This is a genomic window from Alteribacillus bidgolensis (assembly GCF_002886255.1).
In the GTDB taxonomy this organism is placed as follows: domain Bacteria; phylum Bacillota; class Bacilli; order Bacillales; family Marinococcaceae; genus Alteribacillus; species Alteribacillus bidgolensis.
In genome coordinates this window covers 2,195,647-2,217,566 of sequence record NZ_KZ614149.1, presented here as the reverse complement: position 1 = coordinate 2,217,566, position 21,920 = coordinate 2,195,647, and the positions used below count along the sequence as shown (strand labels likewise).

Genomic DNA, 21,920 nt, shown 5'->3' with positions numbered 1-21,920 from the left:
ACGTGCAAAAGGAACCCCGATAAATGGGGTTCCTTTTTCAATAGGCAAGAAAGTAAAGTTATTGCGTTTTTGAACTCACCAGGCGCTGCTGTTCGGAGTTTTTTCCACTTTGCTAAATATTTAAGCAGTTCGCTGAAAGGGTTTTAACCTTTTGTTTAGTAACCGTTGAAGCTTCGGCACAGAAGCTGCTGCTAACGCAGTGAAAATGATGTCTTTGATAAGAGGGAGAATCATCCATGCCCAAACCATCGAGTAGGAAAAGCCATCTGGAGCTTCAGCAATCCAAAGATACGCATAGTACATATAATTTGTACCTAACAAATAATTAATAACTAATCCAGTAAATGCAGCTATAAAAAACACTGCCATAGAAGGGTTCTGCTTTCTTTCTATTATTTTTCCTGTTACAAATGCGGTTAAAATAAAAGATAAAATAAAGCCGAATGTTGGACTGACGAGTGCTCGAAATCCTCCTGAAAATTCAGCGAATACAGGTATTCCTACTAAGCCGATCAGCATGTAAATGATCATGGATAAAGCTCCTAATCTGCTGCCAAGAAGAGCACCTGCTATCATCGCAATAATGGGCTGCAGAGTAATGGGCACGCCGCCAATCACTAAATAAGCGGTAATGTTAGCTCCTATTCCCATTAAAGCAGCAAACAGAGCAGCGGAAACTATATCAAGAGGTTTTAACTTCACAAACATCCCTGCCTTTTTATGTGGATATACTTTTTTATACCTTTAGAAAAGTTTAACTTTGGATCAAAGTATAAGTAAAACTACGACTTCCGCCATAAGGACTTGGCGGCAAGTCGGGTTTTTCTAACCATATTAAAGGAAAAGGGTAATTATGTCAACTTATTTTTAATTAAGGTTAACGTAAAGATTTAATCCAAAGTAGTATGGTGTTTTACGTTATCTTCTTTCGTTAGGTGGTGCGAAGATTGTCGTTCTCTTTGAAGTACAATCCATAAAATACATGCGCTTATGATAAAAAGGCTTCCCGAAAGGACAAAAACAAATGATATATTAAGCATTCCTGCTATTATACCACCTATGATGGGACCAAAGACATTTCCAAGAAAGCGAAAACTGATGTGATAACCTAAAACTTCTCCTTGCATCGAAATCGGACAGATCTGCCGTATATAGGCGGTCATACAAGGAATTAATCCACCAATCTGCATACCAAATAAAAAACGAAGAATAATTAATTGCCAAATACTAGTAACAAATGCTTGAGGAATAAAGAAACATGCTGAAAGAACCAGAAGTACTACTATTATTTTTTCATGACCAACCCGATCGCCGAAACGACCCCATTTTCTTGTCGCGACCAAATTTCCAAGCCCTGTAACGGAAAAAGCCACCCCTGCCAGAAAAGCAATATTTTCAGAATGATGCAGGTTGTTAACATACAGAGCAAGTAAAGGTTGAATACTGAAATTGGCTGTTTGAATAATCATGGACATTCCAATAACCAATAGGAGTACTGGACGTTTACAGATAAATAATATTATTTCTTTACTTGAAAAAGTTTGAGTAGTTTCGTTTTTATCAGTGTAAACGACTTCTTTTAATCCGATCCATACAAGTGTAGCAGCTGCAGTAATTACGCCTGACGTTATGATAAACGTAAGAAAATAACCGGTTGTATCTGCAAGCAGACCCCCAAGAACTGGACCAAGTAATCCACCGGAAACAGTACCTGTCTGCAATGTTCCGAGTTTGTCTCCTGCATTTTTTTTGGCACTTTGAGCAGAAATAAGAGCCGTTGCAGTAGGAATAAACCCTGTTACGATACCCATCAGCAATCTTATGACAAATAAACCTTCAACAGATTGAGCAAATCCCATACATAAAATACATACTGCGATTCCGTACCCAGTCAGAATTAAAATGATTTTACGACCATAACGGTCCCCAATTTTTCCCCATAAAGGCGCTGCAAAAAAGGCTACTAAAAAGGTGATCCCAAAAATATAGCCAGCCCAGCGCTGGACGTATGCATCGGAGAAATTACCAAACGTTTCAATATATAAGGAGATAAATGGAAGTACCATGGTTGCGCTTGCTGCTACTAGAAAGTTAGCAATCCACATAATCAGCAAATTTCTGTTTTCAGTAGAAATAAGTCATCATCCTAAATGTTTCGATATTCTAAATAGTATAAAATAATTAGGGAACGCTGAAAAGGCCTATTAGAAGGAGGAAACTTTTATGTTCTTAATTTGGAATACCTAAAAGGGAAACGTATAATGAATACGAAGACATAAAAAGAGAAAAGAACGGCAAACGGAGGCATGCAGGAGCAATGAGCTTATCATCATCAACGCGTTTACAAATTATTTCTCACCGCGGAGCAACGACTGAAAGTATTAAAGAAAATACAATAGATGCATTTCAACACGCTATTGACATGCAAGCTGATATGATTGAAACAGATGTAAGACAAACAAAGGATGGAAAATTGGTATGTGCGCATAACCCAGATTGGAATGGGATCATGCTAAAAGAGATAACTTATGAAAACTGGAAAAAGAATACAGAAGCAAAAGAAGGATGGCGCCCGCCGCTATTAACAGAAGTCCTGCATCTTTGCGAAGGAGTCATTCCGCTAAATCTTGAACTAAAGGAGCATGGATTAGAAGAGCGGGTTATATCTAGACTGCCTGCTTCATATCCGATACATGATATATTGTTTTCTTCTTTTGAAGATGAAGTCATTAAAAAAATAAAAAGTATGAATGAAACATTTCAAACGGCTTTAATTGTTGGTAAATCCTTATTTAGCTCGTCCTCTAAAAAGTTTTCTTACTGGAAAGACTTTTATCCCGAGAATCGTTTAAAACAAGCGAAAGCAGATGCCATTTGCCCTCATTATCGCTTGGCGAACAAATCCTTTGTCGATCGTATGCATAAACATGGATACGAAGTGAACGTGTGGACTGTAAACAGTGCTGAAAAAATTAAGAAAATACAAGGAGCAAGGGTGGATGGCATTTTTACAGACAATGTGGTATTAGCACAAAAACAGTTATAAAAATACATCTTCATTGCCAAATGAAGCACGCTCGTTGTATGATCATACTAAGAGTTATAAAAAAAGGAGTGTTAAAATGGCTCGCGTAGAAAGTTTTGAGTTAGACCATACCATTGTGAAAGCCCCGTATGTTCGGCACGCAGGAGTTCAAAGAGTTGGATCTGACGGTGTCGTTAATAAATTTGATATTCGTTTTTGCCAGCCAAATAAACAAAATCTTCAACCTCCGGTAATTCATACTTTAGAGCACTTGTTAGCATTAAATATCCGCCGGTTCGCTGAAGAATACGACCATTTTGAAGTGATTGATCTTTCGCCTATGGGTTGTCAAACCGGATTTTATTTAATCATGAACGGAGAGCCTAAAATTGAAGAATTAATTGATGTTCTTGAAAAAACCATGAATTATTCTTTAGACCTAGAAGAAGTACCGGCTGCAAATGAAGAACAGTGCGGGCAAGCGAAACTTCATAACCTTGAAGGCGCGAAGAAATGGATGAAATACTGGTTAGAACAAGATAAAAATGCGTTAAAAGAAGTTTTTTAAAATAGCTTGCCGCCAAATCCACATGGCAATATTCTTTGATCCTTTAGCAAATACAAATTTTACTAAAGTATAAAAAACACGAGGCTGTCCCAAAAGGTTAGTTTAGGGTATGAAAATCAACTAAGCAACTAGAATATGCAAGACTCCTGCGGGAAAAGGGACAGTGTAAAGGCCCCGCAGTGAGCGTTTTTTGATCGCGAGGAGGCTGAGCCGTCGCCCGCGGCAAAGAAGACACTACGAGAACGATCAAAGAGAGTTTGAGTAGATGTCGCACTTGTACCCTGAGGGTGAAAGCGAGTGTATTCCAGTTGCGTTTGCTGAGAACTGACTTATGGGACAGCCCCGAGGCTGATATATGTCAGCCTCTTTTTTGTGAATAATAATTGCTTGCTTCTTTAATTATTTTAATAAAGTCATAGGTGGAAGAAGAAGATACATCCGCTTTCAACACATTGCTCATCAAATCCAGCGCTTGATCATTATCTTTTTTTTGATTAGAAGCTGTACCGTCGGATGGAATTAGTAATCTGTAGTGTCTCATGTAAGCGTCATTAGCTGTGAACTGAATACACATATTACCTGCTACACCGGTGATGATTAACGTTTTTACTTCTAAATAATCAAGCAGCAAATCCAGCGGTGTTGCAAAAAATGCAGAGAATTGGGGTTTTAATACAAAATAATCATCATCCTCAGGTTCAACGAGTTCTGTTATCGGTTTTCCTTTCACGTTATCTTGTTTGCAATGGTTTACTAGTTCTTTGAAATCACTCTGCCAGCGGCCATAGTTGTCATTGACATAGATAACGGGGATGTCATGCTGTTTAGCCCTTTTTTTTAAATTGGCTATATTTTCTGCTGCCCGAAGTGCTTGTGGAAATATTTTTTCACTATCCTCAAATTCCATATCGTTAATCATATCGATAATTAGCAACGCGACACTTGCTTTTTCTTCAATGTGCGGAAGATCTTCTGCCAAAGCTAATCCCTCCTGTCCATTATACTCTTCCCTTTTTTTACACTGTTCAAAATGAAAAATAAGCTGACATCGGCTTTCACCATAAATTCGGCGGCAAGCCGAGTTTTTCTAAATTTTTATAAATCTGACCATACAACTCCTAGAGTAAAGTGTAATATGATAAGATAGACGTTAAATATATATACTTTGTTATTTTAATGAAAAGAAGAGTAATGGTTTTTCAATGGAAAGGAGTCATCAAGGTGGAAGATAAACTGGAGATTTTACGTTTACTAGAAGAAAATGGACGCATGGATGTTCACACCCTTGCTAAAATGGTAGATAAATCCGAAGAAGACGTCCAGGCAATCATAAATAAATTAGAAAAAGAAAAAATAATACTAAGCTACGCAGCGGTAGTTGATTGGAGCAAGGTTAACGACCGAGAGGGCGTGACAGCAATGATTGATGTGAAGGTGACTCCTCAACGCGGTGTCGGTTTTGATGAAGTGGCGGAAAGAATTTATCGTTTTCCGGAAGTAAAAGCTCTGTATTTAGTTTCTGGAGCTTATGATTTATCCGTCGTCATTGACGGCAATACGATGTCGGAAATAGCTAGCTTTGTATCCGAAAAACTTTCAGCATTAGATTCGGTCATCTCAACCACCACTCATTTTAGGCTAAAAACATATAAACATGATGGTGTTGTGTTTGGTGATGAAGACGATGATGATAAAAGGATTGTGGTGTCACCATGACGATTTCTTCTATCAAACAAACAGAAAGATTGTCTCAGGCCGTTCAAAATATACGTCCTTCAGGGATTCGCCGGTTTTTTGATATGGCCTCTACCATGGAAGATGTCATATCACTTGGCGTTGGGGAACCTGATTTTGTTACGCCTTGGAATGTGAGAGAAGCAAGCATTGCATCAATGGAAAGAGGCTTTACAGCTTATACAGCGAATTCTGGAGTAATAGAATTAAGAGAAGAAATTGCTTCTTATTTAGATAAACAATTCTCTACTTCATACGACCCTGAATCGGAAATTATTGTAACAGTTGGAGCGAGTGAAGCGATTGACATTGCAATAAGGGCAACGGTTAACCCAGGAGAAGAAGTAATCGTAATAGAGCCTGGTTTTGTTGCATATGCACCGATTGTTTCTTTGGCAGGCGGTGTCCCGGTGCCAATTGGAACAAAAAAAGAGAATAAGTTTAAAATCACGAAAGAAGAATTAGAAGCCGCTATTACACCGAATACAAAAGCTGTTATGTTGAGTTTTCCAAATAATCCAACGGGAGCTGTAATGACAAAAGAGGATTTGCTGCCGATTGCAGAGGTTATTGAAAAACATAATCTGCTTGTGTTATCCGATGAAATTTATGCAGAACTCAGTTACGACAACCAACATTACAGTTTTGCAAAACTGCCTGCCATGCGAGATCGTACCATTCTCATTTCAGGTTTTTCTAAAGCGTTTGCGATGACGGGATGGCGCATAGGTTTTGTATGTGCTCCGCAAGATCTCGCTCAAGCGATGTTGAAAATTCATCAATATACTATGATGTGTGCTTCTTCTCTTGCTCAGTATGGAGCGTTAGAAGCACTGCAGAACGGAAGAGAACAAGTAGAACGTATGGTAACAAGCTACAGGCAGCGCCGTAATTTTATTGTAAAAGCTTTTTCTGAAATTGGTCTGCCATGTCATTTGCCTGGCGGAGCCTTTTATGCGTTTCCTTCCATAGAACAAACAGGGATGAGTTCAGAAACATTTGCAGAGGCCCTTTTAAAAGAAGAAAAAGTAGCAGTTGTACCAGGTGATGTCTTTGGAGAAGGCGGGGAAGGCCATATACGTTGTTCTTACGCGACATCGATGGATTCCTTGCAAACAGCTATAGAACGGATAGGGCGTTTCCTTAAAAAACATGGATAAAGATTTTGATATATAACCTGTGCCTAATAAGGTACGGGTTTTTTGTTTTCTAAGAAATTATATATTTTTCAATTTTGATAACTATCTCCATTTTAATTGATTAACGTCTAGCTTCAGCGCTTAGCCGCTCGAGTGCACACGATAATAAAGATCTTTGCTAAAACATGCGAACTTCCTGTTCTGGGCCCAGGATAATTTTAATAAAAAAAGACAAAGCGATGGATGCTTTGCCTTTAAAGAGGGGGAATATATTATTATTTTCCCACATTTTTACTTTTTAATCCCTGAATTTGAAATTTTTTACCAAACGCCTAAAACATCTAGAAATGCAAATAAAATAGCGATAGGTGTGATATAACGAATCATAATCATCCAGCTGCGGAAAAACCCTTCTCCTAGGCCAGATCCGCGAAGCAGTTCTTCCTTCAAGTCTTGATGCTTCATTTTTAATGGAACGAAAAAGGAAATAAGAAGAGCACCCAATGGCAGTAAAATATTACTAACAAGAAAATCTATATTATCGAAAAAGGTGTTGCCAAAAACAAACCACTCTGAAAGTACCCCATAAGACAGGTTGGACGGAATACCAAGTACAAAAATGCCAAGACCGCCAATCCATGCCGCTGCCTTTCTGCGCTCTGGCTGATTTCTAGCTGCAGAAGATACAACAATCTCAAGTAAAGAAAAAGCGGATGTTAAGGTAGCAAATAACAATAAAAGCAAAAATAATGATAAGAACACACCGCCAAATGCCATTTCACTAAAGACGGCAGGTAAAACGGTAAATATTAAACTAGGTCCTTCGTTAGGTTCTAAGCCAAAAGCAAATACTCCTGGAAAGATGGCTAAGCCTGATAAAAAGGCAATTAATATGCTTAAACCGACAATGGAAGAAGCTGAGCGGACAAGGCTCTCTTTCTTATCGAGATAAGAGCTGTAGGTCACCATAATGGAAACGCCAAGGCTAAGGGAAAAGAAAGCTTGCCCGAGAGCGAAAAGAATAGTGTCACCGCCAACTTTGCTAAAATCTGGCTGCAAGAAAAATCTGACACCTTGCATTGCGCCGTCAAGGGTAAGAGAACGTATTACTAAAATAATAAAAATGACAAAAAGTGCAGGCATCATAATACTGCTGGCTCGTTCAATTCCTTTTTGAATGCCTCCTTGTACGACGAGAATCGTTATAATGATAAAGGCAAGGTGAGCAATCCCGACTTCCCAATGGTTCGAAATAATGGAACCAAACAGCATACCGTAGTCACCGGTGGGTGGATTTGTCATGCCGCCAGTTAAGCTGCGAACAAAATAAGTAAGAATCCACCCGCCGACCACAGCATAAAAAGATAAAATTAAGCAAGAAGAAATAATACCAAGAATTCCGACCCAGTACCATGGCGTCCCAGGGGCCAGCTCTTTATATGCTTGAATGGGCGATTTTTGTGTTTTTCTTCCAATGACAAACTCTGCAAGTAAAAGGGAAGTCCCTAATATTAATGTAAAAGCTAAAAATATAATAAAAAAGGCACCGCCTCCACTTGTTCCTGCTACGTATGGAAGTTTCCATACAGCTCCAAGCCCAATTGCAGACCCGGCTGCTGCTAATATAAAACCTATTTTCGACTTCCATTGATCTCGTGTGTTACTCATAGGTGTCTCCTCTCTCCATTGTAATTTGACATTTAATCACATTAGCTGATAAATCCCATCATTGTCAAGTTTACAGTAATTTTTTTAAGTCGTTCGTATGTATTGAAATTGCTGAATGCTGAAATTTATGTTACAATTTGTTGGCTAATAAATTGTTAGGAGATGTTTGCATGTCGGTTAAGCAGTATGAAGTTGGTAGTATTGTGGAAGGTAAAGTTACAGGTATTAAGCCCTTCGGAGCATTTGTAGCACTTGATGACAACAAACAAGGACTTGTGCATATATCAGAGGTAGCCCACGGATATGTTAAAGATATTAACGAAGCATTATCTGTTGGTGATCAAGTGAAGGTTAAAATTAAGTCCATTGATGAAGAGTCTGGGAAAATTTCACTTTCCATTCGTGATACCGAGCCAGCTCCTGAAGGAAAAGGAAATGAAACGCGCAGCCAGCGAAGCGGCCCTAAAGGCGGCAGCAAAAATAACAGCCAAAAAAATCAAGGCTTTAATACGCTTGAAGATAAACTAAAAGATTGGCTGAAACAATCCAATGAAATACAAGCTGATTTAAACAAAAGAATGCGCAAATAATTCATGTAGATAGAAGGGATTATAAATGGAATATACTTTCCATTATAACCCCTTCTTTTTATTATATTTTAGGAAAGTTTAATTTAGTAATAAAGTATAAGTAAAACTACGGCTTCCGCCATTTGGACTTGGCGGAAAGCCTAGTTTTTCTAATTTGGTAAATGTTTTTAAATGAAGGCAGAAGTTAAATTTATTCCGGCAGTTTCTCTGTTGCTCGTCTTGCTTGATTACCGCTGCGGTTCGGGACTTTTTTCTAATTCTTCGTCGGGCTTTAAAAGCAGAGAAATACAATAGAGTCCAGCAATTCCCACTAACGAGTAAATGACACGAGATAAGGCGGCTGCCTGGCTTCCAAAAATAGATGCAATCAAGTCAAAGCCAAAAAAGCCAATCAATCCCCAGTTAATTGCTCCGATGATAGCCAGTACGAGAGCAGTACGCTGCAATCCGCTCATCCTATTCACCCCCCTTCACCATTTGCTTTTCAGCAATTGTTCTCGTTTGTATTCATTATGATGATATAGATTGTGTAAGATTATGCATGAAACCAAAATTTTTCTCATGTATCCGTTTACAAATAGAAAAGTGCTTGATTTGCAATACCAGCTTCTTTACATTGAGAATATACGTTTAAAAATGGAGGGGATTTTTAATGGCGAAAGGAATCACCTTAGATTACAGTAATGTATTGTCTTTTGTAAAAGAAGAGGAGATGGAGCATTTAAAAGGTGCTGTTGCTAATGCTCATCAAGCAGTACATGAGAAAACGGGAGCCGGAAATGATTTTTTGGGCTGGGTTGATCTTCCGGAAAACTATGATAAGGATGAGTTTTCTCGTATTCAACAAGCTGCAGAAAAAATCCAAAAAGACAGTGATGTTTTGTTAGTTATTGGAATTGGCGGCTCTTATCTAGGGGCGAAGGCAGCAATTGAAAGTTTAAGTCATTCTTTCCGCAATCAGCTTGGGAGCAAAGGTCGCAGCGGACCTGAAATATATTTTGCCGGACACCAAATCAGTCAATCCTATATTCAAGATTTATTAGACATGTTAGAGGGCAAAGATGTGTCGATTAATGTTATTTCTAAATCTGGTACGACGACAGAACCTGCGATTGCATTTCGGATTTTCCGTAATTATTTAGAAAAAAAATATGGAAAAGAAGAGGCAGCAAAACGTATTTATGCTACGACAGATAAAGAAAAAGGTGCCTTAAAAACACTGGCAGGGGAACAAGGTTATGAAACATTTGTCGTCCCGGATGATGTAGGCGGCCGCTATTCGGTTTTAACTGCAGTGGGACTTTTGCCGATCGCAGCTGCTGGACTTGATATAACTAGTATGATGACAGGAGCAAATGATGCACGAAAGGACCTCTTTGAAGAGGACTTGCATAAAAATCATGCTTATCAATATGCTGCGCTTCGTCATATTTTTTATCAAAAAGGAAAAGCCATTGAATTATTGGTTAATTATGAGCCTCAGCTTCATTATGTTTCCGAGTGGTGGAAGCAGTTATTTGGAGAAAGTGAAGGCAAAGATGGAAAAGGGCTGTTCCCAGCTTCTGTAGACTTTTCTACAGATCTACACTCCATGGGACAATATGTCCAAGAAGGCCGCCGCCATCTATTTGAAACCGTTCTTCAAATTGAAGAAACAGGTAAGAATGTAACCATTGAAGAAACGGAAGACGATCTCGACGGCTTAAACTATCTCGCTGGGGAATCAATGGACTTTGTCAATAAGAAAGCATTCGAAGGAACACTTCTTGCGCATACAGATGGAGATGTACCGAATCTAGTTTTACAAATCCCTGAATTAAATGAATATTATTTTGGCTATCTTGTCTATTTCTTTGAGAAAGCTTGTGCTATCAGCGGATATTTACTAGGAGTTAATCCGTTTGATCAGCCTGGTGTAGAAGCATATAAGAAAAATATGTTTGCACTTCTTGGTAAGCCTGGCTTTGAAGAAAGAAAAGAAGCATTGCAAAACAGATTAAACCAATCCTAACAGGAATGACCCTCAGTAAACATGCTGAGGGTTTTTTTGTGTTTTTCACAAGCCGGGTTTTTCTAATTTTTCTACGAAGAAGCATGAAATAAAAAAGGAGTGGAAACATACTAACAGAAAATTTTTTTAAAAGGAGTCGGGAAAATGATTGAGGTGCCCTCTAAGATTGAAAACCATAAATTTGTACTATATGACCTAGAAAAAAAATTAAAGCCAATTGGATATGAAATTGGGGGAAATTGGGATTACGACCATGGAAGTTTTGATTATAAAATTTCTAATGAGGATGGATACCAATTTTTTCGTGTGCCATTCACAGCCGTTGACGGGGAGTTAGAACAAAAAGGAGTAGTTGTGCAGGTTGGCACTCCTTTTGTATTAACACACAAATACCAGGAGCATATAGACAATGTAACGGAACCTTATAATGCTGTACTTAATCAATTTTCAGAACCTGTTGATCATGATGCGGAAGTGCCGCAGTCTTCCATCGACATGGCTGAGCGGTTAAATACAGAATTAGAAGAAGTTTTATTGTCATAATCAAATTCCTCTGGTAACGTGAAAGAATAGATGTCGTTCAGGGGGATGCAAAAATGGGAGAAGCCATTATTTTTGGTGCAGCTGTATTTGCAGGGTGGATTATATTAGATTATTCAAAAGAAAAAAAGTGGCGGAAGGTGAACATATTAGAATCATTTTCAGCAGGGGCAGCAGGAGCTGTAGGCTGGCTTCTCTTAGAATTAGTTTTTTAATATTGACAGAATAAACAAACAGGCTTATAATAAAAATTGTCGTTTTTAGGAGAAGCGGGACATTAGCTCAGCTGGGAGAGCCACTATGCTGATTGCACTGCCCATCCTAGAGAATCGATATATCATACAATTTTGATGGGGCTATAGTTCAGCGGGAGAATGCTACACTGGCAGTGTAGAGGTCGGGGGTTCAAATCCCCCTAGCTCCACCATACATATAACCAACGACATTGCTTTTTGTTAAACAAGGAGCAGTGTCGTTTTTTATTTTCATAAAAGGAAAACACTCACTAGTTATTCCCATCTACTAACAAAGGATGTTTTTATGGTAAAGAAATTAATAGAAGCAGAACTACGAGAACAAGCTGGCACTGATAGCTATAACCGATTTGAAGATAGTTTATTATATGATTAAGAAATTTGCGGAAGATAAACAGTTTTATATCTTTTGTGAGTTTCATGATGACTTGGTAAAAATGGTATTATCAAAAAAATCTAAATTATATGAATTTTTTTGAAGTTAAAACCACCTCCAAATTCAGTAATTGGACATTAAGTCGTTTGTCGAATACTGCTAAGAATAAAAGCAGCAAAGGTTTTTTTATTGGGTTCTTGTTCTACAATTTTTTAAGCTTTGATGAAGAGTGTGAAAAGTGTCACTTTGTTTCTAATGTGTCTGTTGATGACGAGATTAATCTCTGGCAGTCTGTGATTGAAGATAATAAGCTGTTAATTAACGAAAAGCCAGCACTATACTACAAAATAATAAATACAATGACCTCTTCAAATTTGAGATGAGGTGGAGAAGGATAAAATACTTTCAGTGTCATTACTTCTGTCCTGTAAATATCTTCTAATAACGTAATGTTCGCCTCCATAGTAAATTTCTTTGGTTTTCACTTTTATGTAGCGAGTATGCTTAATGTACTGCCAAAAGAATATACAGAACAGGTGTACAAGCTGTCCTTTGTGTATTAAAAATATATACAACACATTTTTATACAAGTGTTAGTTCAATTGTAGCGTCCCTAATTTAATTTTAGGTGCGCTTTTATTATTTTTTACTCATTTAAGGAGAGTAAAATTTTGGTGCGTTTAAGAAGCCAAAACATTGAAAGGGGTGAATTGAATAAACGCTTGGCAGTACATAGGGGGTAAGTTATTTTATCTTTATTTCTTATCGGGGAAAATAATACATAATTGGGGGAGTTTATATGCAAAAGTGAATCAGTAGTGTATTAGCTTTTGTAACGGTATTTTCAGCTTCATTTTCCTTTTCGAGTAGTGTGAGCGCTCAGGTAGAAGAAGAGGAAGTCGAAGAATCAGCCGAAGCATTAGAGCTTATGTTTGAAGAGGCCGTTATAAAAGACGAATCAGGAGAACCTATTGGTATGGACTATGATAAAATACAAGAAGAGCTTGATGTTACGGATGACGAGATTGAAGATATGAAAGCTGAGATAGAGGAATCGGAAGAAAGTTCAACAGCATGTGATTGTGAAGTAAGTAAAAACCTTACAATGGGCTTTCAAACAGCAAGTACAGATACTCCTTATGGGCCTGCCGGTAATGAGGCTGTTAGAAGTGTATAGAAGATAAAATAATAAGTAACTGGAAAGAGATTACTGCTGTTACAGCTCTCTCTACTGCAATTAATTATATTTTGAAGGGAAAGTACAAATCTGCCGCTAAAAAATTAATAGAGGTTGGTGTAAAGGGTAATACGGGCAGTATTGCCGCGCAGTTAGCTTTTATTTATACGAATTGCCTGTATATAGCAGGAGATGACCCTTGGAATGATGGAAATCGGGAGGGATTATTTTGATACCAAGAAACGGCAAATGGTTTATTGTTATGTTTTTAGCTATTCTTGCAGTGCTTATTTTCTTTGATTATATAGATCATAATTCATTAGATCTGCTATCAAATACAGTGCATGCCTTGTTTTTGGTTATTGTAATGCGCCTGTTTAATTGGTTAATGGGCTTCGATAGTAAAAGTGAAGAATCTAAAACAGAAAAATAATATATATGATATAAAGAAAAACCCTTCTGAGATAATTCTCAGGAGGGTTTTAAAAAGTGTTTACAAATAAATTAAATAATGATTTAATTGAATATTAATAAATTTATTGTAATTGTGATTTTGCCAATTCAACAAGTCGTTTTTGTCATTTCGCTACCGATGCGACCATTAGAATAGAATTATCGTATTTCTCTTTGTACTGCTACTTACTTAATTAATCAGAGTAGTATTTATCCTGTTCATTTAATCTTTCAGAACTTGATGAAGGTATTCTCTTTCCAACGAGGGTAACAGTTCTTTATTCAATTGTTCAATAAACATCTCTTCCACCTCTTCAAATTTGAGATGAGGTGGAGAAGGGTAAAATTTTTTCAGGGTCATTATCTCTTTTCTGTAAATATCCTCTTTAACAACATAATATCCACCCTCGTGTTTATCATAGTAAATTTCTTTGGTTTCCATTTTGGTGTCCTCCCACTGATATGTATAGTGATGCATATACGATTATATAATAGGGTCATAAAAAACTATGTTATATAGTCTTGTGGATATATAAGGGAGTTTTTAATTGAAAATTTTACTGTTTCGATTCGAGCCCGCTATGCTCCACCAAAATTAAGTCATCGCAATACTACGTTGAATTGACACGTAGCAAGCGAACATGGTAGTGCTCTAAGGGTACACCATACATATCACGTCTAACGACGCGGTTTTTCGTATAATCGAGAAGCTGTGTCGTTTTATTTTTGCATTTTTTTAACCTTTAATTGGATAAAGTGCCGGAACAGATATAAATTCTATTGAACTCGATAATCATATCAAACCCGGAGATGTTCTCTATTTTCCCGGAATATGTCAGGAAGGAATCTCCCATACCGCCATTTCCTTGGTGATGGCCACGTCATCCATGCCACAGGAGAAGAAGGAAAAACAACGATTTCGTATATGAATGAGTATTGGAAGGAGCACTTTACTGGAGCAAAACGCTTTGATGATTTAACCATTTCATATGATAATGAAGTGGTATTTGAAGCCTCTCAGCTTCTTGGTACGGAGTATGAGCTAGGAGGCGCTTCGCCAGAAGAAGGTTTTGACACGGGAGTCTCATTCAATATGTATACAAAGAAGGTTTGAATATCGATTTACCACGCTATGGACAGGATCAATGGCAGGAAGGTACCGAAATATCCAGGGATGAAATAGAAAGAGGAGACTTGATGTTTTTTCAAGGGTCAAGTTTAATCCCTGCTGTATATATCGGTAACAATCAAATGATTGTTGCCACTCAGTCCTATGGCGTAGCCGTTATAGATCTTACCACAAGCTCATATTGGATACCGCGATATGTAGGAAGCCAGGACTTATGAACGGCCTCAAAAAAAAGAAAATAGAGAAGCACAGCTTGCTGAAGCATACAATGGCGATGCCTATGAGGGAACCTCAGCTGAATTTATTCAGCAACTCTTTGAAGAAGGATCTGGTATTACCCTGCCGGCAACAATGGAAACACTTCGCCAAAGCGGCGAGGAGATTCATGTTGAAGAGCTCGAGCGAGGAGACCTAATGTTCTTTGCCGGGGAAGGCGGCGGAGAAACTGCGGAGTTTGCTGCCATTTACCTTGGAGAAGGCAGATTCGCAGCCGTCATAGATAGAAAAGTGATTATTACTGATATGAACACAGATCAATAGTGGATTGAGCGATTACTAGAAGGAAGGCGAGTAACAGAATAAAAAAAGAAGCGTCCATTATTCAAACTGAATAATATCCGCAAGACGACAAGAACAAATTGTAAAAACGAAAAGAATTTGCATACATGGTAGGTCAACCAGAAAACTGGTTGACCTTATCATACGAGGGCGCTTTCCTGAAAGTAGTTCCCTTTTGTCCATTTAATGTTCATACTTTGGAGTAACGTATTGTTAAGATGGTCGAAGTTTGGAATAATTGTTATAAAGAGATTAAGAGAAAAAGGAGAGGGTGGAATATATGAACAATAACCATTTTGACAAAATGAAAAACGGAAAAGGATTTATCGCAGCACTTGACCAAAGCGGGGGAAGTACGCCGAAAGCATTGGCCGCATACGGTGTACCGGAAGATTCCTACGCCGGGAAAGATGAAATGTTTGACCTGGTCCATGAGATGAGAACAAGAATTATCACGTCCCCTGCCTTCCGTTCCGACTCCATTCTCGGCGCCATTCTGTTCGAACAGACAATGGATCGCGATATCGAAGGCCAATACACTGCTGACTACCTTGCCGATAAAGGAATTGTACCATTTCTGAAGGTCGATAAAGGACTCGCCGAACAGAAAAATGGCGTCCAGCTCATGAAACCGATCAATGATCTGGATGAAACCTTGCGCCGTGCTAACGAACGGAACATTTTCGGTACCAAAATGCGCTCAGTCATCCATGAATTGAACCAAGAAGGCATCAAGGCTGTCGTTGATCAGCAATTTGACTTCGGAAAACGCATCATTGCTGCCGATCTAATTCCGATCATTGAACCAGAAGTGAACATTCATAGTGAAAGCAAAGAACAATCAGAAGAAATGCTGAAGGAGGAAATCCTTAAGCATCTGGATGATCTATCTGAGGAAGAAAATGTGATGCTCAAACTGACTATTCCAACGAAAGCTAATTTGTATAAAGAATTGATCGAACATCCGCGCGTCATTCGTGTTGTCGCCCTATCCGGCGGCTATGCCCGGGAGAAAGCCAATGAAAAATTGAAAAAGAATGATGGCCTCATTGCTAGCTTCTCCCGCGCTCTCACCGCTGACTTGAATGTCAATCAGTCGGACGAAGAGTTCAATGAGACGTTACAACAGGCTGTCGATACAATTTACGATGCTTCAGTGAACAAAGAATAGACATTAGTGCCTGACCTTCAAATCTGCTAACGTTTTAGCCTGCAGGGGTCAGGCATTTTTTTATGTTTCTACAAGTAGGGGGCAAACTGTTTCGTTGACGGGATCTAAGCCCCACGAGCAGTTACGTTTTACCCGGCTACCGTTATAATAAAACTATATAAAAAATGGTCAACCAGAAATCTTTCTTATCTGGCTGACCTTATAATACGAATGAAGCAATTTCGTAATTAAACCATGATGTGTAATAAAAAATGCTGGCGATAACCAGCTTTAAAAACAATCATTTTTAATTCAGATCAAGATAATTAATACTTACCTTGATATGCTTCTTTTAATTTTTCTATGTCAAATTTTTTCATTTGAAGAAATGTTTTTGTTAATCGATCCATTTGTTCGTTTGTCCCGTTTGCCATCATTTCTCCCATAACCTTTGGCCAAATTTGCCAAGATACACCATACTGATCTTTCAACCAGCCACATTGTTCTGCTTTTGGATCTGAGGAAAGCTTTTCCCAGTAGTAATCAATCTCTGCTTGATTTTCACACTGAACTAAAAGTGAAATGGCTTCATTAAATTTGAAGTTATGGGACTGAGCACTGTCCATAGCAGCAAACCATTGCTTCTCTAGCATAAAATCTGTAAACATCAAAGTTCCTTCCTTGTCTGGCTCCATGTCTGCTGGATAGCGTGCGATTTCCCCTCGTCTTGACTTATTGAAAACAGAAAGATAAAAGTCACTGGCTTCTTCTGCCTTACCGCACACATCTTGAACATACATCAATGAAGGTATGATAAATGGTTGTTCTTCACCATCGGGGTTCGTGAGGATCAGCTGCCATGTCAGGCCATATTTATCCTGTATCCATCCGTAGCGCTTACTGAATGGATATTCTTGAAGCAGCATAAGTGGTGTACCGCCTTGGGCCAGCTTTTCCCAGAGCTGATCTAAATTTTCCCTCGCATTCTCATCTCTAGAAGGATCAAAATTGACAAAAAAAGAAATCGAGGGGTTGAACTGAAAATACGGGCCTCCATTTATGGCCATAAATGAATATCCTGCGAGATTAAAAGAAACGACATTGCTATCTCCAGATGGTGTGTCGTGAATTGTTGCGATATTGGTGACTTTTGAATCTGGAAAAATGGATGCATAAAATTGTGCAGCTTCTTTTGCTTCCTGATTAAACCATAGATGCGGGACAATTTTTTGTTCTATCATTAACACCCTCTTTTTAATTATGAATTACACCTTATTTGACCTCGTTCAAATGTTCTTCCAGACGATTCCACGTTTCGGTGATGCCTTGTAACATGCCCATGTCCATGACTGTCTTGAGAGCTTCCGCAGACACATATTCAGCACGGTTAACTAGTTTCGTCTTGCCGCCCAGATCGATGAATTCCAACGTGATCTCAGATGATGGCATATTTTCGTCTATATTACCATCGGCATCCGAGAAGTAATCGGTGTAAATAATCTTCTCTGGCTCGATAATATTCTTGTAAACGACTTTCCCCCAAGACTCCATACCATAATATTCTCCTTGATTCCGGTCCATACACTTCATACAGAAATGCCATGTACCGCCCGGTCGAAAATCAATGTGGCAAACTGGAAGTTCCCAGCCAATAGGTCCCCACCAATGCTTGAGATGCTCAGGTTCTTTAAACATTTTGAAAACGAGATCGCGCGGTGCATCGAAAATACGCTCCAGTACCAGCACCTGATCGTTCTCTACTCTAGATTTTAATTCGTTGATTGACATTTTAACTCCTCCATCCCATTGTATAATCTTTCTCCGTTTATCATTTATTTTTTCTAGTACAGCAAAGTTGTTATCTTCACCATCGTCAAAGTTGAATACTCTTAGAGGAAGGAGACTATTATGTCTCTGAACTTGATGTTTTTATTTTTATTAGCCGCCATACAATTCATAGAAACAACTTTGCGAAATTTCCGTAGGTTTTCACTATCTAATCATTAATTAAGTGGTTTTTTTCCTTGTAATACATTGAGATAATCGTCCAACCGATCCATCCGCGCTTCCCACACTCGACGGTAGGAGTCAAGCCACTTATCCAACTCTTGAAACGGTTCTGGTCTTAGCTTATATATTCGACGATTAGTTATCGGCTGAACCTCGACAAGACCAGCTTCGCTTAAAACGCGAAGGTGCTTCGAAGTTTGGGGTTGGTTTAGGTTTAGCTTCTCCGCAATTTCCCCTACTGGAAGCGGTTCGTCAAGAAGAAGATCGACGATAGCAAGACGATTGGGTTCTGCTAGTGCACTAAATGTTTGTACATTCATGGTGAATTCTCTCCTAACATGTGTATTTTTCTTGTTGTTATATTAAGAATATCACCTCCGAGTTTTTCACTTAATCTATGTCGCACCTTGTTGTTGAATAAATTATTCCATGTAAGGAATATTCCTGTCAAGTAATATTTAAATATTTTTCAGGATGGTATAAAATACCTACCCAAAGATTTTCTATCAACAAATTGTCGCGTCAAATAAAGATAAACTGAAAAGATGTAGCATTGACCACACAAGAATTCAGTCGTATTTTGCTTATACTTTGAACCTTTAACAAAGTTAAACATTCCTAAAGTAGAAAAAAAGCATTCCTCAAAGAACTGCTCTATAACTTAAAAGGATAATTCTATTACAACAATAATATAATTAAATGCAATAACTTTTTATTGCAAAACGATAAATTTAAATATAAAATCAAGTTGAAAATATTCTAAGTGAGGTGCTTTTTATGAAACAAGGGTCAACACTCTTTTTAAGATTGGCTGTTTTTCTAATTGGAACTCCAGTTCTTGCTTTATGTATATTTGGCTTACCTTGGTTAGCGAATAACCCAATAAATCCAGATTATGCCCATATACTATATCCCATTTTAATCATTATGTATGTATCAGTGATACCGTTTTTCGTTGCGTTGTATCAGGCGTTCCGACTTCTAAGCTATATTGATAAGAACAAAGCGTTCTCTAATATTTCTGTAAGAGCTTTAAAGAAAATAAAATACTGTGCAATCATAATCAGCGGTTTGTATGTGGCAGGTTTGCCTTTCTTCTATATCTTTGCACAGTTAGACGATGCCCCAGGTCTTGTGATAATCGGAATGATTCCAATTTTTGCTTCGGTGGTTATAGCTGTCTTTGCTGCTGTTCTTCAAAGGCTTTTACAAGAAGCGATTGATATAAAATCAGAAAATGACTTAATAGTCTGAGGTGAAAACAATGGCGATTATAATCAATATTGATGTGATGTTAGCTAAAAGGAAAATGAGCGTAACAGAACTTTCGGAGAGAGTTGGAATAACAATGGCTAACCTGTCTATATTGAAAAATGGAAAGGCAAAGGCGATTCGATTATCAACTTTAGAGGCGATTTGTCAAGCTTTAGAATGTCAACCCGGTGATATTTTAGAATACCGAAGTGATGAAGAAACCCAAAATTAATAAAGAAAAACTTTGGAGGCTTAAATCATGAGAGCTTAAAACAACTCGTTGGTTTTGGTTGGGAGCAGGCCCTATCATGTTTGCCTTTGGTGGTTGTACCTCTTGGAGCTGCAATTCATTTGAATTTTTTTACCACCATTATTGGATTGACTTTCGTTAGTGGTTATCTGGACTTGTTATTCTCGTCTTTTGGCAATCATGGCTCACATACGAAATTGAAGGAACTCGTTACCGTATGCCGCTCGCCCCTTTGTGCTCATCGGATTTTTTATTCTTTAGGAAAATTTAATTTTGCTAAAGGATCAAAGTATAAGCAAAACTACGACTTCCACCATAAGGACTTGGCGGTAAGTCGAGTTTTTCTAATATGGATAGCTGGAAATATAGCAACATTCTTTGGAGCTTGGGAATATCCAAATCAAACTGATGCATGGAGTCTCGTTCATCTAGAAAAGGTGAGTTCATGGCTCTTTTTAGTGATTGTTAGCTTCTTTCTTATAGTAGTGACGTTAAAGCAGGTTATAGGAAAAATTCCATGAGATTCTCCGCGTACAGAATTCCGAATAAGATAAATTGGGAAAAGGAACTTTCGAATTGTTGTTTTTTTAAAGGAGACTCCTTCTTTTTTTGCTGTTAAAAGTAAGTTTGGATTAAAAAAAGAGATTAATAATAAAAAATTGAAGTGAAATTTCTGTTGTGATTGTTCTGAAACTTTCAAAAGTTGTGGTATACCATTTTTTGATAAATTTTATGTTGTTTATGAAAGGAGTTATTACAATTAAAAAGAATAATGATAGTCGTCCTCAAAGTAAATCAAAAAAATGGTTATTTTTTACTGGATTTGCAGCGTTTGCTTGGTCGACTCTTTTCGGATTAGTTCACATTTACTGGGCTGCAGGGGGCACTGCAGGATTTGAAGGGAGGACGATGAGTGAAGAGTTATTTGTGATTAATCTAATGACAATAGTGCTATGTTTTATTGCTGCTTTTATTGCTCTTGCACTTGTTCAAGCATGGGGAAGAAAGTTTCCATCTTGGTTGTTGCTCACTTTAGCATGGATTGCGTGTGTAGTATTGGGCCTGCGTGGGGGTATAGGAGCTATTCAAAGCATGCTGCAAGTAGAACCAGTTCCGTTACTATTAATTATTGTTGAACCGTTTTTCTTGTTAGGAGGTATTTTATTTGGACTTGTTGCTTTTCTTTACATTTATACTAACAGTAATGGGAGAATAAAAAAAGGAATGGAATGAAATGAGGTAAACCTTCCATTATTCATGAATAGGGCGCGCGACAAGTTCTTTTATAAATACTTTCTAGCGTTAAAAGCAGGAATTTTACCAGAATACATTGTTTTCTAAAACCGTCTCGTCAATACTCCTTCATGCGCTGAGGGTATGAAGCACAGATGGATCCGGCAGAACGGAGGCTGAAGCCATTCGGCAAGAAAAGGTATGCCAACGGATATACCGCACGGCTGAAAAACTAGATAAGGTGAGAGTCGTTCTTTGAGATAGGAACTACTAACTTCCGAATGTAAGGGTCTATATTAGAATGACGCTAAAGCCGGTGATGTCTATATATTTTTACGTCACAACTCTTTTGGATTATTGGAGGAATAGATTGACATTAAATACGTGAAAAGCTATTCTTATGTTAAGGTGAATTTCAGATTTATAGTTTTTCAACTGAATAGTGAAAGAAAATAGGTGCTGGAGAAAGCGAAACTCGCTGAATCTACTTAAAAGGGAAGTCGGTTAGAATCCGACACGGACCCGCCACTGTATGGGGTGTCAGCTACAGCTGCTGATTCCTTTCAAAACACCACTGGGTATGCTGCCTGGGAAGGTTTGAAAGGACATGCCCTAAGTCAGGAGACCTGCCTATTTTAACATCACTGTTAGACCTACGGGACAATAGGGAGGTGGTTAGGATGCGAAAGCACTGAGTTTGCTGGAAAACGAGTGATCCGCAACGGAATTGTGCCTATATTAATGACAAGCATTTCTGACCTCTTTATCGACGGTTGAAATGCTTTTTTTGTTGGTCTAAAA

The 21,920-nt window shown here is 38.2% G+C and carries 26 protein-coding genes, 1 tRNA gene, 1 pseudogene and 1 riboswitch; of the genes and pseudogenes, 19 read left to right on the top strand and 9 right to left on the bottom strand.

Annotated elements, in window-relative coordinates; all coding sequences use genetic code 11:
• Positions 1-120: 120 nt before the first annotated feature.
• Both CEF16_RS11085 and CEF16_RS11080 read right to left on the bottom strand, forming a co-directional pair.
• Positions 121-651, bottom strand: coding sequence for a biotin transporter BioY (locus CEF16_RS11085; RefSeq protein ID WP_425428020.1), 531 nt, complete (start codon positions 649-651; stop codon positions 121-123).
• Positions 652-890: 239 nt separating this feature from the next.
• The gene (locus CEF16_RS11080) at positions 891-2,105 is read right to left on the bottom strand and encodes an MFS transporter (protein WP_091582085.1); all 1,215 of its coding nucleotides are present in this window, start codon (positions 2,103-2,105) and stop codon (positions 891-893) included.
• 212 nt (positions 2,106-2,317) lie between these two features.
• Here CEF16_RS11080 and CEF16_RS11075 point away from each other — a divergent pair, with 212 nt between their 5' ends.
• Both CEF16_RS11075 and CEF16_RS11070 read left to right on the top strand, forming a co-directional pair.
• Positions 2,318-3,046 (top strand): glycerophosphodiester phosphodiesterase, encoded by a 729-nt coding sequence (locus tag CEF16_RS11075; protein ID WP_091581440.1) that lies wholly within the window; start codon positions 2,318-2,320, stop codon positions 3,044-3,046.
• Between the two features lie 76 nt (positions 3,047-3,122).
• Positions 3,123-3,593: an S-ribosylhomocysteine lyase gene (locus tag CEF16_RS11070; protein WP_091581443.1), complete on the top strand. Its 471-nt coding sequence runs from the start codon at positions 3,123-3,125 to the stop codon at positions 3,591-3,593.
• Positions 3,594-3,951: 358 nt separating this feature from the next.
• Here CEF16_RS11070 and CEF16_RS11065 read toward each other — a convergent pair whose 3' ends face one another.
• Positions 3,952-4,572, bottom strand: a complete 621-nt coding sequence (locus tag CEF16_RS11065; protein WP_245917836.1) for a cysteine hydrolase family protein — start codon at positions 4,570-4,572, stop codon at positions 3,952-3,954.
• A 212-nt stretch (positions 4,573-4,784) separates the two neighbouring features.
• On the opposite strand from CEF16_RS11065, the gene CEF16_RS11060 reads away from it, so the two are divergent.
• The gene (locus CEF16_RS11060; RefSeq protein ID WP_170031830.1) at positions 4,785-5,309 is read left to right on the top strand and encodes an Lrp/AsnC family transcriptional regulator; all 525 of its coding nucleotides are present in this window, start codon (positions 4,785-4,787) and stop codon (positions 5,307-5,309) included.
• Positions 5,306-6,487, top strand: coding sequence for an aminotransferase (locus CEF16_RS11055; protein ID WP_091581449.1), 1,182 nt, complete (start codon positions 5,306-5,308; stop codon positions 6,485-6,487). The genes CEF16_RS11060 and CEF16_RS11055 overlap by 4 nt, the downstream gene beginning before the upstream one ends.
• Positions 6,488-6,787: 300 nt before the next feature.
• On the opposite strand, the gene CEF16_RS11050 is transcribed toward CEF16_RS11055, so the two are convergent.
• Positions 6,788-8,134 (bottom strand): sodium-dependent transporter, encoded by a 1,347-nt coding sequence (locus CEF16_RS11050; RefSeq protein ID WP_091581452.1) that lies wholly within the window; start codon positions 8,132-8,134, stop codon positions 6,788-6,790.
• 170 nt (positions 8,135-8,304) lie between these two features.
• Here CEF16_RS11050 and yugI point away from each other — a divergent pair, with 170 nt between their 5' ends.
• Positions 8,305-8,724, top strand: a complete 420-nt coding sequence (gene yugI / locus CEF16_RS11045; RefSeq protein WP_091581454.1) for a S1 domain-containing post-transcriptional regulator GSP13 — start codon at positions 8,305-8,307, stop codon at positions 8,722-8,724.
• Positions 8,725-8,951: 227 nt separating this feature from the next.
• Here yugI and CEF16_RS11040 read toward each other — a convergent pair whose 3' ends face one another.
• Positions 8,952-9,179: a DUF378 domain-containing protein gene (locus tag CEF16_RS11040; protein WP_091581457.1), complete on the bottom strand. Its 228-nt coding sequence runs from the start codon at positions 9,177-9,179 to the stop codon at positions 8,952-8,954.
• 197 nt (positions 9,180-9,376) lie between these two features.
• Between CEF16_RS11040 and CEF16_RS11035 the strand changes: the two genes are divergently transcribed.
• The 6 genes from CEF16_RS11035 to CEF16_RS11015 all read left to right on the top strand — a co-directional run bounded on the left by CEF16_RS11035 (position 9,377) and on the right by CEF16_RS11015 (position 13,515).
• A complete protein-coding gene (locus CEF16_RS11035; RefSeq protein ID WP_091581460.1) occupies positions 9,377-10,735 on the top strand; it encodes a glucose-6-phosphate isomerase in 1,359 nt (452 codons plus the stop codon).
• A 144-nt stretch (positions 10,736-10,879) separates the two neighbouring features.
• Positions 10,880-11,278: a YugN-like family protein gene (locus CEF16_RS11030; protein ID WP_091581462.1), complete on the top strand. Its 399-nt coding sequence runs from the start codon at positions 10,880-10,882 to the stop codon at positions 11,276-11,278.
• 53 nt (positions 11,279-11,331) lie between these two features.
• Positions 11,332-11,490 (top strand): hypothetical protein, encoded by a 159-nt coding sequence (locus CEF16_RS23760; protein WP_170031827.1) that lies wholly within the window; start codon positions 11,332-11,334, stop codon positions 11,488-11,490.
• Between the two features lie 137 nt (positions 11,491-11,627).
• Positions 11,628-11,702 (top strand) — tRNA-Ala (locus tag CEF16_RS11025).
• A gap of 1,074 nt (positions 11,703-12,776) precedes the next feature.
• A complete protein-coding gene (locus tag CEF16_RS11020) occupies positions 12,777-13,082 on the top strand; it encodes a hypothetical protein (RefSeq protein ID WP_091581465.1) in 306 nt (101 codons plus the stop codon).
• Positions 13,083-13,311: 229 nt separating this feature from the next.
• Entirely contained in the window at positions 13,312-13,515 is a 204-nt protein-coding gene (locus CEF16_RS11015; protein WP_091581467.1) for a hypothetical protein, read from the top strand.
• A gap of 243 nt (positions 13,516-13,758) precedes the next feature.
• Here the strand turns inward: CEF16_RS11015 and CEF16_RS11010 are convergent, their stop codons facing one another.
• Positions 13,759-13,977 (bottom strand): hypothetical protein, encoded by a 219-nt coding sequence (locus CEF16_RS11010; RefSeq protein ID WP_091581470.1) that lies wholly within the window; start codon positions 13,975-13,977, stop codon positions 13,759-13,761.
• Positions 13,978-14,367: 390 nt separating this feature from the next.
• Here CEF16_RS11010 and CEF16_RS11005 point away from each other — a divergent pair, with 390 nt between their 5' ends.
• From CEF16_RS11005 to CEF16_RS10990, 4 genes are all read left to right on the top strand, one after another.
• Complete coding sequence (locus CEF16_RS11005) at positions 14,368-14,649, top strand: C40 family peptidase (RefSeq protein WP_091581473.1); 282 nt, start codon at positions 14,368-14,370, stop codon at positions 14,647-14,649.
• Complete coding sequence (locus tag CEF16_RS11000; protein ID WP_170031824.1) at positions 14,646-14,882, top strand: C40 family peptidase; 237 nt, start codon at positions 14,646-14,648, stop codon at positions 14,880-14,882. The genes CEF16_RS11005 and CEF16_RS11000 overlap by 4 nt, the downstream gene beginning before the upstream one ends.
• An 85-nt stretch (positions 14,883-14,967) precedes the next feature.
• A complete protein-coding gene (locus CEF16_RS10995; RefSeq protein ID WP_091581478.1) occupies positions 14,968-15,204 on the top strand; it encodes an NlpC/P60 family protein in 237 nt (78 codons plus the stop codon).
• 298 nt (positions 15,205-15,502) lie between these two features.
• Positions 15,503-16,393: a fructose bisphosphate aldolase gene (locus tag CEF16_RS10990; protein ID WP_091581480.1), complete on the top strand. Its 891-nt coding sequence runs from the start codon at positions 15,503-15,505 to the stop codon at positions 16,391-16,393.
• A gap of 305 nt (positions 16,394-16,698) precedes the next feature.
• Here CEF16_RS10990 and CEF16_RS10985 read toward each other — a convergent pair whose 3' ends face one another.
• From CEF16_RS10985 to CEF16_RS10975, 3 genes are all read right to left on the bottom strand, one after another.
• Positions 16,699-17,613 (bottom strand): VOC family protein, encoded by a 915-nt coding sequence (locus CEF16_RS10985; RefSeq protein WP_091581482.1) that lies wholly within the window; start codon positions 17,611-17,613, stop codon positions 16,699-16,701.
• A gap of 31 nt (positions 17,614-17,644) precedes the next feature.
• A complete protein-coding gene (locus CEF16_RS10980; RefSeq protein WP_091581485.1) occupies positions 17,645-18,160 on the bottom strand; it encodes an SRPBCC domain-containing protein in 516 nt (171 codons plus the stop codon).
• 215 nt (positions 18,161-18,375) lie between these two features.
• Complete coding sequence (locus CEF16_RS10975) at positions 18,376-18,702, bottom strand: ArsR/SmtB family transcription factor (protein ID WP_091581488.1); 327 nt, start codon at positions 18,700-18,702, stop codon at positions 18,376-18,378.
• Positions 18,703-19,159: 457 nt separating this feature from the next.
• Between CEF16_RS10975 and CEF16_RS10970 the strand changes: the two genes are divergently transcribed.
• The 4 genes and pseudogenes from CEF16_RS10970 to CEF16_RS10950 all read left to right on the top strand — a co-directional run bounded on the left by CEF16_RS10970 (position 19,160) and on the right by CEF16_RS10950 (position 21,119).
• Positions 19,160-19,636: a DUF2975 domain-containing protein gene (locus CEF16_RS10970; RefSeq protein ID WP_091581492.1), complete on the top strand. Its 477-nt coding sequence runs from the start codon at positions 19,160-19,162 to the stop codon at positions 19,634-19,636.
• Positions 19,637-19,646: 10 nt separating this feature from the next.
• Positions 19,647-19,868 (top strand): helix-turn-helix domain-containing protein, encoded by a 222-nt coding sequence (locus CEF16_RS10965; RefSeq protein WP_091581494.1) that lies wholly within the window; start codon positions 19,647-19,649, stop codon positions 19,866-19,868.
• Positions 19,869-19,954: 86 nt separating this feature from the next.
• A pseudogene (locus tag CEF16_RS23270) lies at positions 19,955-20,407 on the top strand (DUF817 family protein); the annotation flags it as partial.
• Positions 20,408-20,606: 199 nt separating this feature from the next.
• Positions 20,607-21,119, top strand: a complete 513-nt coding sequence (locus tag CEF16_RS10950) for a DUF3995 domain-containing protein (protein WP_139185902.1) — start codon at positions 20,607-20,609, stop codon at positions 21,117-21,119.
• 437 nt (positions 21,120-21,556) lie between these two features.
• Positions 21,557-21,767: riboswitch (cobalamin riboswitch) on the top strand.
• Positions 21,768-21,920 lie beyond the last annotated feature (153 nt).

Excerpts from the sequence above, each read along its gene's own strand:
- CEF16_RS11005 (WP_091581473.1), top strand. The coding sequence starts at position 14,368 with ATGTCAGGAAGGAATCTCCCATACCGCCATTTCCTTGGTGATGGCCAC.
- CEF16_RS11030 (WP_091581462.1), top strand. The coding sequence starts at position 10,880 with ATGATTGAGGTGCCCTCTAAGATTGAAAACCATAAATTTGTACTATAT.
- CEF16_RS11050 (WP_091581452.1), bottom strand. The coding sequence starts at position 8,134 with ATGAGTAACACACGAGATCAATGGAAGTCGAAAATAGGTTTTATATTA.
- CEF16_RS11055 (WP_091581449.1), top strand. The coding sequence starts at position 5,306 with ATGACGATTTCTTCTATCAAACAAACAGAAAGATTGTCTCAGGCCGTT.
- CEF16_RS11080 (WP_091582085.1), bottom strand. The coding sequence starts at position 2,105 with ATGTGGATTGCTAACTTTCTAGTAGCAGCAAGCGCAACCATGGTACTT.
- CEF16_RS10970 (WP_091581492.1), top strand. The coding sequence starts at position 19,160 with ATGAAACAAGGGTCAACACTCTTTTTAAGATTGGCTGTTTTTCTAATT.
- CEF16_RS11010 (WP_091581470.1), bottom strand. The coding sequence starts at position 13,977 with ATGGAAACCAAAGAAATTTACTATGATAAACACGAGGGTGGATATTAT.
- yugI (WP_091581454.1), top strand. The coding sequence starts at position 8,305 with ATGTCGGTTAAGCAGTATGAAGTTGGTAGTATTGTGGAAGGTAAAGTT.
- CEF16_RS10985 (WP_091581482.1), bottom strand. The coding sequence starts at position 17,613 with ATGATAGAACAAAAAATTGTCCCGCATCTATGGTTTAATCAGGAAGCA.
- CEF16_RS11070 (WP_091581443.1), top strand. The coding sequence starts at position 3,123 with ATGGCTCGCGTAGAAAGTTTTGAGTTAGACCATACCATTGTGAAAGCC.
- CEF16_RS10990 (WP_091581480.1), top strand. The coding sequence starts at position 15,503 with ATGAACAATAACCATTTTGACAAAATGAAAAACGGAAAAGGATTTATC.
- CEF16_RS10975 (WP_091581488.1), bottom strand. The coding sequence starts at position 18,702 with ATGAATGTACAAACATTTAGTGCACTAGCAGAACCCAATCGTCTTGCT.
- CEF16_RS10965 (WP_091581494.1), top strand. The coding sequence starts at position 19,647 with ATGGCGATTATAATCAATATTGATGTGATGTTAGCTAAAAGGAAAATG.
- CEF16_RS11040 (WP_091581457.1), bottom strand. The coding sequence starts at position 9,179 with ATGAGCGGATTGCAGCGTACTGCTCTCGTACTGGCTATCATCGGAGCA.
- CEF16_RS11085 (WP_425428020.1), bottom strand. The coding sequence starts at position 651 with ATGGGAATAGGAGCTAACATTACCGCTTATTTAGTGATTGGCGGCGTG.
- CEF16_RS10980 (WP_091581485.1), bottom strand. The coding sequence starts at position 18,160 with ATGTCAATCAACGAATTAAAATCTAGAGTAGAGAACGATCAGGTGCTG.
- CEF16_RS23760 (WP_170031827.1), top strand. The coding sequence starts at position 11,332 with ATGGGAGAAGCCATTATTTTTGGTGCAGCTGTATTTGCAGGGTGGATT.
- CEF16_RS11035 (WP_091581460.1), top strand. The coding sequence starts at position 9,377 with ATGGCGAAAGGAATCACCTTAGATTACAGTAATGTATTGTCTTTTGTA.
- CEF16_RS11060 (WP_170031830.1), top strand. The coding sequence starts at position 4,785 with ATGGTTTTTCAATGGAAAGGAGTCATCAAGGTGGAAGATAAACTGGAG.
- CEF16_RS11075 (WP_091581440.1), top strand. The coding sequence starts at position 2,318 with ATGAGCTTATCATCATCAACGCGTTTACAAATTATTTCTCACCGCGGA.